The organism is Dokdonella sp., from assembly GCF_049593775.1.
In the GTDB taxonomy this organism is placed as follows: domain Bacteria; phylum Pseudomonadota; class Gammaproteobacteria; order Xanthomonadales; family Rhodanobacteraceae; genus Dokdonella.
Genome location: NZ_JBAWHJ010000294.1, coordinates 1 through 9,489 on the forward strand (window position 1 = coordinate 1; position 9,489 = coordinate 9,489).

The 9,489-nt window shown below is 62.1% G+C and carries 8 protein-coding genes and 1 pseudogene; all 9 read right to left on the reverse strand.

All coding sequences use genetic code 11. The annotated features are described in order from the left end of the window. Positions 1–157, reverse strand: a pseudogene (locus WBP53_RS10360) (cell division protein FtsA); the annotation flags it as partial. Between the two features lie 6 nt (positions 158–163). Then, positions 164–922, reverse strand: a complete 759-nt coding sequence (locus WBP53_RS10365) for a cell division protein FtsQ/DivIB (protein ID WP_423928611.1) — start codon at positions 920–922, stop codon at positions 164–166. Further along, a complete protein-coding gene (locus WBP53_RS10370; RefSeq protein WP_423928613.1) occupies positions 919–1,857 on the reverse strand; it encodes a D-alanine--D-alanine ligase in 939 nt (312 codons plus the stop codon). The genes WBP53_RS10365 and WBP53_RS10370 overlap by 4 nt, the downstream gene beginning before the upstream one ends. Further along, complete coding sequence (murC, locus tag WBP53_RS10375; protein ID WP_423928615.1) at positions 1,854–3,296, reverse strand: UDP-N-acetylmuramate--L-alanine ligase; 1,443 nt, start codon at positions 3,294–3,296, stop codon at positions 1,854–1,856. Before murC ends, WBP53_RS10370 begins: the two co-directional genes overlap by 4 nt. Further along, positions 3,293–4,360, reverse strand: a complete 1,068-nt coding sequence (gene murG / locus WBP53_RS10380; protein ID WP_423928617.1) for an undecaprenyldiphospho-muramoylpentapeptide beta-N-acetylglucosaminyltransferase — start codon at positions 4,358–4,360, stop codon at positions 3,293–3,295. The genes murC and murG overlap by 4 nt, the downstream gene beginning before the upstream one ends. Continuing rightward, complete coding sequence (ftsW, locus tag WBP53_RS10385; protein ID WP_423928619.1) at positions 4,357–5,559, reverse strand: putative lipid II flippase FtsW; 1,203 nt, start codon at positions 5,557–5,559, stop codon at positions 4,357–4,359. The genes murG and ftsW overlap by 4 nt, the downstream gene beginning before the upstream one ends. Next, positions 5,559–6,641 carry a phospho-N-acetylmuramoyl-pentapeptide-transferase gene (gene mraY / locus WBP53_RS10390; RefSeq protein ID WP_423928621.1) on the reverse strand — a complete coding sequence of 361 codons (1,083 nt, stop codon included), beginning with the start codon at positions 6,639–6,641 and terminating at the stop codon, positions 5,559–5,561. The genes ftsW and mraY overlap by 1 nt, the downstream gene beginning before the upstream one ends. Next, the gene (locus tag WBP53_RS10395) at positions 6,631–8,001 is read right to left on the reverse strand and encodes a UDP-N-acetylmuramoyl-tripeptide--D-alanyl-D-alanine ligase (protein WP_423928623.1); all 1,371 of its coding nucleotides are present in this window, start codon (positions 7,999–8,001) and stop codon (positions 6,631–6,633) included. Before WBP53_RS10395 ends, mraY begins: the two co-directional genes overlap by 11 nt. Next, entirely contained in the window at positions 7,998–9,476 is a 1,479-nt protein-coding gene (locus tag WBP53_RS10400) for a UDP-N-acetylmuramoyl-L-alanyl-D-glutamate--2,6-diaminopimelate ligase (RefSeq protein ID WP_423928625.1), read from the reverse strand. The genes WBP53_RS10395 and WBP53_RS10400 overlap by 4 nt, the downstream gene beginning before the upstream one ends. Between the last annotated feature and the right edge of the window lie 13 nt (positions 9,477–9,489).

A 9,489-nucleotide genomic window follows, 5' to 3' on the forward strand; every position in this document is an offset into this window, starting at 1 on the left:
CCAAGACAACACCGCGCTTGAGACCATGTGAAGGATGCGAACCGATACCCATGATCTCGACCGGCTGGCCAGGTTCGTGCTCGCCGACAATGGCAACGATCTTCGACGTGCCGATGTCGAGTCCCACGATCAGGTTTTTTTCCGACTTGCGATTCATCGTTGCTCAGACCTGCGGAGCCGGTTCAGGACCGGACATGGAAGAAGGGGCGACTGGCGGCTCGGGCAATGCCCAGCGCAACGCGAAGCCGTTTTCGTAGCGAAGATCGACATAGACGGGAGGCCCGTCACTGCTCGCCGCAATTTTTGGCCAGACATCAAGGAAGCGCTGCAGCCTGGCGGTGGCATCGACGCGACCGATTTCAATCAGGGCGCCGCTGGACAGGGTCAGCCGCCAACTCCCACGCGCACTCAGCTCGACAGCGCGAACTGACAGGCCGCTGCCGGAGAACTCGCGCAGGCATTCCGCATGGAAGGCAATCACTTCGGCAAGCCGCTCATCAGGACCGGCCAGTTGTGGCATGCCCTGCATGGCGTCCGTTCCCGGCACTTCGAAGAGTTCACCAGTGCGGCTAAGCAGGCGGGAACCGCCCCAGCGTGCAAACGGCTGGCGCTCATAGACGGTCAGCAGCAAGGTATCGGGCCATTGCTTTCGAGCCTCGACCCGCTCCACCCAGGGCAGTTGTGCAACAGCCTTCTGGACCTCGCTCAATTGCACCGCGAAGAATCCGCGATCCAGGTGATTCTGCACCGTGGCCCGGATCTGCTCGGCACTGACATGGGCGTACTCGGCTCGCAGTTCGATCTTGCGCACGGGCCAGCGTTGCGACGCGAACCAGCCATTCAGCACACCCACGATTGGCAGGGCGACCAGGGTCAGCGCGATGCCCCAGGCCATGGACCTCAACGGCAATGGACCATTCATCGGGGAATCCTCGCCAACGAGGTTTCCAGGATCTGCCAGCAAAGCGGGCCGAATTCGATGCCGGCGCTGCGCGCAGCCTTGGGCACCAGCGAATGACTGGTCATGCCCGGCGTCGTATTGACCTCAAGCAGGAAGTTGTCGCCTGCGTTGCTGCGCATGACATCGACGCGTCCCCAGCCCGAGCAGCCAACGGCAGAGAATGCAGTGAGCGCGAGCGCGCGAATCTCGTCTTCGGCAGATCCTTCGAGTCCCGGACACAAGTATTGGGTGTCCTCGGCGATGTACTTGGCGTGGTAGTCGTAGTACTCGCCCTTGGGCACGATGCGAATCGACGGAAGTGCCGTGTCACCGAGAATGGCCACAGTCAGTTCGGCACCTTCAATGAGCTGCTCGATCAAGAGCTCGCCGTCGTAGCATTCAGCCAGTTCGATGGCAGCCTGCATGTCGGAGTCCGCGAACACCCGGCTGATGCCGACGCTCGAGCCTTCATGCGATGGCTTGACGATGGCCGGGTAGCCAATCGAGGCGATCGCCGTCTGCAAATCATCGCCGGGCCGGTAGGCCACGAAGCGTGGCGTCGGCAAACCGATCGCCTGCCAGACTTGCTTGGTACGCACCTTGTCCATCGACAGTGCAGAGCCGAGGATTCCGCTTCCGGTATAGGGCACGCGCAAGGCATCCAGTGCACCCTGCAACATGCCGTCCTCGCCACCTCGACCATGCAGGATATTGAACACGCGCGCGTAGTGTCCTGCACGCAGCGCATCCAGCAAGGCCGGAATGCCATCGACCAGGTGCGCATCGATGCCGCTGGCGCGCAGCGCTTCAAGAACGTTGTTTCCCGAGTTGATGGATACCTCGCGTTCGGCCGATGTACCGCCATAGGCGACAGCGACGCGTCCGAACATGCGCGGGTCGGTGATCCTCGTGTTCACGGGCGGGATCCTCCGAGGTCGGGGTTACTCGCAAGTTCCAGCGCCGTCGCGCCGATGTCTCCGGCACCCAGCAGCAGAAGCAGATCACCGTCCTCGAGCAGCGCCGGCAATGCAGCGCGCAAATCCGACGGGTGCTCGATGAGGACCGGATCGACCTTTCCACGTGCGCGTACGGCACGTGCCAATGCCCGTGCATCGGCATTCGCGATCGGGCTTTCTCCAGCCGGATAGACCTCGGTAAGAACCAGCACATCGACATCAGCCAGCACTCGCGAAAAATCGTCGAGCAGGTCGCGGGTACGCGAGTAGCGATGCGGCTGGAATGCAACCACCAGCCGATGGTCTGGCCAACCGCTGCGCGCAGCCTCGAACACCGCGGCGAGCTCGCTGGGATGGTGGCCATAGTCATCGACGAGCAACGCACTGCCCTTTTCGAATGCAAGGCTGCCGCGCAATGAAAAGCGTCGTCCGACACCCTGGAACCCGCACATCGCCGCCTGCAACGCAGCGGGTGGTACGCCCAGTTGCCAGCCCACTGCACACGCCGCAAGCGCGTTCAATACATTGTGCCGACCAGGAAGATTCAGCGTGATCGCGACCGCATCTTCCATGGCGGGCAAGAGCAGGTCGAAGTGCATGCGTGCGCCTTGCTGGCGCACATTGGTGGCGCGAAAGTCTGCCAGTTCGTTGTCTATTGCATAAGTGAGTGTGCGGCGCGGGGTCAATGCGGCCAGCTTCGCCACTTCGGCGTCATCAACGCAAAGCACGGACAAGCCATAGAACGGAAGGCGATGCAGGAACTGCTCAAAGGCTGCCTTTACCTGCTCGAAATCGCCGCCGTAGTTTTCAAGATGGTCCACGTCGATATTGGTGACAATCGCGATCATCGGCGAAAGCATCAGGAACGAACCATCGGATTCGTCGGCTTCCGCGACCAGGTATTCGCCGGTGCCCAGGCGTGCGTTGGCACCTGCTGCGGTCAACTGGCCACCGATGACAAACGTGGGATCCAGGCCTGCCTCGGCGAGTACGCTGGCGACGAGGCTGGTGGTCGTTGTCTTGCCGTGCGTTCCAGCGACGGCAATGCCACGACGAAACCGCATCAGCTCGCCGAGCATTTCGGCGCGGGGAACAACCGGGATCCGGCGTTCGCGTGCTGCGAGCAGCTCCGGGTTGTCCTTGCGAATCGCACTGGATGTGACCAGCACGTCTACATTGTCTACATTCGCCGCATCATGCCCGTGCCGTATCGTGATGCCGAGCGAGGCGAGTCGTCGCGTTGTCGCCGAATCGGCACGATCGGATCCGCTCACCGAGTAGCCCAGATTCTGCAGCACTTCGGCAATGCCGCTCATGCCCACGCCGCCGATGCCGACGAAGTGGACACGGCGGAAGTCCTGCATGATGTCGCCATGTTCGGGGAGTTGCTGCGGCGTCATGCGGCCACCTCCAGGCAGGTATCTGCAATCCGTGCAGTCGCATCGCTGCGAGCGAGCGAGCGCGCTGCGACGGCCATCTTCAGCAGGCGCGGTCGATCACGATCCATTTCGTCCAGGCAAGCACCAAGACGCTTGACGAAGCCATCGCCTTCGGCAACCAGATAGGCAGCGCCAGCTTCGACCAGGACTTCGGCATTGCGCGTCTGATGGTCATCGACTGCGTGCGGATAGGGCACAAGTATCGAGGCGACACCGACCGCGCAGATCTCCGCGAGGGTCAGAGCCCCGGCGCGGCAGATGACGATATCGGCCCATGCATAGGCTGCGGCCATATCCTCGATAAACGGTTCGATTCGGACTTCGATATCCGTCGTTGCGTATAGCTGGCGTGTCTTTTCCAGATGGCGCGCGCCGCATTGATGGCGCACTTCGAGCATCACGCGATCGCCGCGCCGACTGATCAGTTCGGGCAGGATTGAATTCAATCCATGCGCACCCTGGCTACCCCCGAGTACGAGCAGGCGCACTGGATCCTCCCGGCCGTCCAGGCGCTGCTGCGGCATTGGCAAGCTGGCAATCTCGCTGCGCACCGGATTGCCCACCCATTCGGCGCCCTGGAAGCTTCCATCGAAGCCGGTCAAGACCCGCCTTGCAAAACGCTGCAGCAGGCGATTGGTGAAACCGGGTACGCGATTCTGCTCATGCACGACCAGAGGTATGCGAGCCAGCCACGCTGCAATTCCACCTGGCGCGGCGGCATAGCCACCCATGGACAGGACGCTGCGCGGACCGACACGGCGCAGGACCCCCCGTGCGGCCAGTACGGCCCGTATCAGTCGGAACGGGGCCAGCAACAGAGCCAACGCTCCCTTGCCGCGGACACCGGAAAAATCGAGCGTCTCCAGTTCTATTCCAGCCTCGGGCACCAGGCGACCCTCTAGGCCGGCCTTGCCCCCAAGCCAGGCAACTGCAATTCCGCGTTTACGCAACTCGGCCGCAACCGCGATACCCGGAAAGATATGGCCGCCGGTTCCACCCGCCATGATCAGGACCGGTCCACTCATGCCGGCACCTCGTCTTGCTGATCAACCGAGACAGCCTGCGCAGCCGCACTTTCAGCGCGCGACAGTTCGAAGCTGACGCGGGCCAGCAGGCCAATCGCTAGACAGGTCATGAGTACGCTGGAACCACCCGAACTGATCAGCGGCAAGGTGAGACCCTTGGTGGGGAGCACGCCAAGGTTGACGCCGATCGAGACCAGGGCCTGGAACGCCAGCATCAGTGAAATGCCAAAGGCGCAGTAGCCAGCGAAACGCTGGCCGCGCTCCATCGCTTTCAGGCCGATGCGCAGACCGCTGCCTACGAGCCATGCGAACAGTCCAAGCACGAGCAGAATGCCGAAAAAGCCGAGTTCTTCGGCAATCACGGCGAGGATGAAGTCGGTGTGCGCCTCAGGCAGATAGAATAGCTTCTGCACGCTGGCGCCAAGACCGACCCCAAACCATTCGCCGCGGCCTACGGCTATCAATGCCTGGGTGAGCTGGAAGCCCTCGTTGAACGGATCCGCCCATGGATCAAGGAAGGACTTGAGGCGCTTGAGCCGGTAGTCCTCGAACAGGGCGGCCCACGCGAGCGCCGGCATCGACAGCGCCGCCAGCAGGCCAAGGTTGCGCAACCGCGCCCCTCCGAGCCAGATCATGCCAAGGGTGACGGCGAGCAGCAGGGTGGCGCTGCCGAAATCAGGTTGGGCCAGGAGCAGACCGACCAGCAATGCAGCAACGCCCAGTGGCTTGCACACACCCAACATGCTTGCGTGCACGCTTTCGCGATGGCGCACCATGTAGCTGGCCAGATAGACGATGAGTATCAGCTTGACGACTTCGACCGACTGGAACCCCGAGACACCCAGGTTGATCCAGCGTCGCGCGCCGTTGACGCGCATGCCGATGCCGGGCACGAACACCAGCAGCAGCAGAATGAAGGCGAGCAGCAGCAAGAGAAACGCGTTCTTTTCGATCCGGGCAAGTTCGGTGCGTGCAGCCACGCAGGCCAGCACCACGCCGAGACTCAGAAAGACCACATGCCGGATCAGGTAGTGGAACGCTCCGATTTGCTGGTTGTCGGCGATCGAGATTGAACTGGAGGCAACCATCACCAGGCCAAGGCTTGCGAGCCCGATCGCAGACAGCACCACGCCTGCGTCGTAGCGCCCTTGCGGAGCACCACGCCGAGTGGCCTGGATGGAGGGGTTCGCCGTACTCATCAACGCACCTTCAACGTGGCGAGACCGACAAGCACGAGGACCACGCTGATGATCCAGAACCGCACGATCACGCGCGGCTCCGGCCAGCCCTTGAGTTCGAAATGGTGGTGGATCGGCGCCATCCTGAAGATGCGTCGGCCGGTCAGTTTGAAGCTGGCCACCTGCAGCATCACCGATGCCGTTTCCATGACAAAGATTCCGCCCATGATCAGCAGCACGATCTCCTGGCGCACGATGACGGCGATCGTGCCGAGCGCAGCGCCCACGGCGAGGGCTCCGATGTCTCCCATGAAGACCTGGGCCGGATACGTGTTGAACCAGAGAAAGCCCAATCCGGCACCGGCCAGGGCTCCGCAGAAGATGACCAGTTCACCCGCACCCGGGATCGAGGGAATTTGCAGATAGCTCGAAAAGACCGCATTGCCTGCCAGATAGGCGAAAGCACCCAGCGCAGTCACGACGAGGACGCTCGGCATGATGGCGAGGCCGTCCAGGCCGTCGGTCAGATTCACTGCATTGGAGAATCCCACGATCATGAAGTAGGCCAGCGGGATGAACATCAGTCCCAGCGGTATCGCAATGGTCTTGAATACCGGTAGATACAGGGCGGTATGCGCCGGCAGGTCGGCGGTGAAATAGAGGAGGACGGCCACGGCCATTCCGAAAACCGACTGCCAGAAATACTTCCAGCGCGAGGCAAGGCCGCGGCTGTCGCGCAGTACCAGCTTGCGGTAGTCGTCGTAGAAGCCGATACAGCCGAAAGCCAGGGTGACGCCGAGCACGATCCACACATAGCGGTTGCGCAGATCCATCCACAACAGGGTCGCTATTGCGACTGCAAGCAGGATCAGGAGCCCGCCCATGGTCGGCGTACCGGCCTTGGAAAGATGCGATTGCGGCCCGTCCGCGCGAATCACCTGTCCGGCCTTCAGACTGGCCAGCTTGCGGATCACGGCGGGACCGATCAGCAGCGAAACCGCAAGCGCAGTCAGGGTGCTCATGATGGCGCGGAACGTGAGGTACTGGAACAGGTTGAAACCGCTGTAGTAGCCACGCAGGAGATCGGCAAGTTCAAGCAGCATGTCGTCCTCCGTCGTTTGCATCGATTGCGAAAAGTTCATTCACGACCTTGTCCATGGCCGATCCACGCGAGCCCTTGATCAGCAAGGTTGTCTCCGGTGTGAGTTCTGCGTGAAGTGCGCTGACAAGATCGGCCTGGCTGGGGAAATGCCTGGCTGCGGAGCCGAAGGCGCCCACGGCCGCGACACTCAGTTCACCGACGGCGTACAGGCTTTCGATGCCTCTCTGAAGGGCCAGTGCGCCAGTGTCCGCATGCAGGCGCAGGCCATCTGCGCCCAGCTCGCGCATGTCCCCCATGACCAGGATGCGACGCCCCGCACATGCAGCCAGTGCATCGATCGCAGCGGCGAACGACGCAGGATTGGCGTTGTAGCTGTCATCAATGATTTTCGCGCCGCTTGGATGGCTGCGACCAGCGACGCGACCTGCAACCGGCCGTGCTGCTTCGAGGCCAGCCTTGATCGTTTCCAGCGGCACGTCGACTGCAAGCGCGACACTTGCGGCAGCAAGGGCGTTGAGCAGATTGTGACGCCCGGAAAGCGCCAGCGATACCGGCAGTTCACCCTGTGCAGTCACGAGGGTAAATTCGACAATGGCGGAATGACGGATGTCGCGCGCGGTAACGTCGGCGCCATCGCCCAGACCGAACCGAAATATGCGCCTGCCTGCGGCGAGACCGGTAAAGTATTCGGCATACACATCATCGGCATTGATGATCGCGACACCGTCGACCGGCAGGCCGGTGTACAACGCACCCTTCGTTTCGGCGATGCCATCAATGCTTCCCATGCGTTCCAGATGGGCCGGTGCGATGTTGTTTACGAGCCCTATCTGCGGTCGGGCAATGCGGACCAGATAGTCGATGTCGCCCGGCTTCCCGGCACCCATCTCAAGGACCGCGAACCGGCTGCCCTCAGGCATCGAAAGCAAGGTCAGCGGCAGGCCGATCTCGTTGTTGAAGCTGCCCGAATTGACATGGGTGGGTGCATGTCTTGAAAGAATGCTGGCGACCAGACTCTTGACCGTCGTCTTGCCATTGGAACCGGTGATGCCGATCACGCAGACCTCGTGAAGCGCGCGTACGGCGCCCGCCAGCTGACCAAGCGCGAGTTCCGTATCGGCCACGACGACTTGCGGCAGCGGGACATCAACCTCGTGATCAACCAGTGCGGCAACTGCGCCATTGGCAAGCGCGGAACCGACAAACGCGTGCGCATCGTGATGTTCACCGCGCAAGGCAACAAAGAGTGCGCCCGCTTGCATATTGCGGCTATCCGTCGAAACACTGGACACGTGTATCGACGCGCCTTTCAGGCAACCATGCGTGCTGTCGGCAACCATGGCGAGGTCGATGGTCATCATGACCGTGCCTCCAGCGCTTGCCGGGCTACATCACGGTCATCAAATACCAGCCTCTCCCCGCGCACTTCCTGGTAGGGCTCATGTCCCTTTCCGGCGACCAGCACGATGTCATCTGGGCGTGCGGCATGGATCGCTGCATGGATAGCGCAGCCGCGGTCACGCTGGATCGCAACCCCTACCGGGTTCTCGAAACCCTGCATGATGGCCGCGACAATGGCGTCACCATCTTCGGCGCGAGGATTGTCATCGGTCACGATGACACGGTCGGCGAGGCGTTCGGCGATCGCCGCCATCTGGGGTCGCTTGCCGACATCGCGCTCGCCACCGCAGCCAAACACGCAGATCAACTGGCCTTCACAATGCTGACGCAGGCTGACCAGCGCCTGCTCCAGTGCGTCGGGTGTGTGCGCGTAATCAATGACGACCAGGGGCTGAGTGGCGCTTCCGCCGAGTCGACTCATTCGACCGTCAACCGGTTCAAGGGTGGCAAGAGCCCTGGCGATGTCGGCGAATCCGTAGCCCATCGCACCGAGGCTGGCCGCAACTGCGAGCAGATTTGCCACGTTGAAGCGACCCAGCAGGGACGACTCCACCTGGCCCTGGCCCCAAGGCGTGCGCAGCAGGAATCTCAGCCCGCCTGCATGAGTCTCGATATCCTGTGCATTCACCGCGGCGCTGCTCTCCTGCATGCCGTAGCTGATGCAGGCCATCTCTGCCGGCAAGTTGGCAGCCAGCGTGCGCCCGAACGAGTCATCGGTATTGATCACCGCGACAGTCAGGGCCGGCATCGCGAAAAGCTTCTGCTTTGCGGCCGCGTAGGCCTCCATGTTGCCGTGATAGTCGAGATGATCGCGGGTCAGGTTGGTGAACACGGCGACGCGAAAGTGGATTCCGTTGACGCGGCCCTGCTCAAGCGCATGCGAGGACACTTCCATGGCTACATCAGTGGCACCCTGATCGAGAAAGCTGACCAGCAGGCGTTGAATCTGGATTGCGTCCGGCGTGGTGCGTTCGCCACTGCTGAATGACTCCGGGAGGCCCGCGCCAAGCGTGCCAATCGTGGCGGTACGGCGCCCCAGGTGGTTCAGAGACTGGGCCAGCAACTGGACGGTCGACGTCTTGCCATTGGTGCCGGTCACGCCAGTCACCTGCAGCGTGCGTGACGCATCACCAAAGAAACGTGCGGCGATCGGTCCGAGGTGCTGGCTCAGATCGTCGATCCAGATAACCGGCTCTCGCACCGAACCTGCATCCATGTCGGGACAGGATTCGGCAATGATGGCAGCAGCACCGGCGCGAATCGCCGTGTCGGCGAAGCGAATGCCATGATCACTCCCGCCTTGCAGCGCAAAGAACGCATCACCGTGCTGCACCTGCCTCGAATCGATCGCGAGCCCGCGTACGACGATTTCGCCATGCGCGTTTGGCGCAGCGTAGCCAGCCAGCAAGTCGTGGAGGCGCATTGCGGTGTTCATTGCGGCACAACCT

Coding starts and splice junctions, on each gene's coding strand:
- WBP53_RS10395 (WP_423928623.1), bottom strand. CDS start 8,001: ATGATGACCATCGACCTCGCCATGGTTGCCGACAGCACGCATGGTTGC.
- mraY (WP_423928621.1), bottom strand. CDS start 6,641: ATGCTGCTTGAACTTGCCGATCTCCTGCGTGGCTACTACAGCGGTTTC.
- WBP53_RS10365 (WP_423928611.1), bottom strand. CDS start 922: ATGAATGGTCCATTGCCGTTGAGGTCCATGGCCTGGGGCATCGCGCTG.
- WBP53_RS10400 (WP_423928625.1), bottom strand. CDS start 9,476: ATGAACACCGCAATGCGCCTCCACGACTTGCTGGCTGGCTACGCTGCG.
- murG (WP_423928617.1), bottom strand. CDS start 4,360: ATGAGTGGACCGGTCCTGATCATGGCGGGTGGAACCGGCGGCCATATC.
- ftsW (WP_423928619.1), bottom strand. CDS start 5,559: ATGAGTACGGCGAACCCCTCCATCCAGGCCACTCGGCGTGGTGCTCCG.
- murC (WP_423928615.1), bottom strand. CDS start 3,296: ATGACGCCGCAGCAACTCCCCGAACATGGCGACATCATGCAGGACTTC.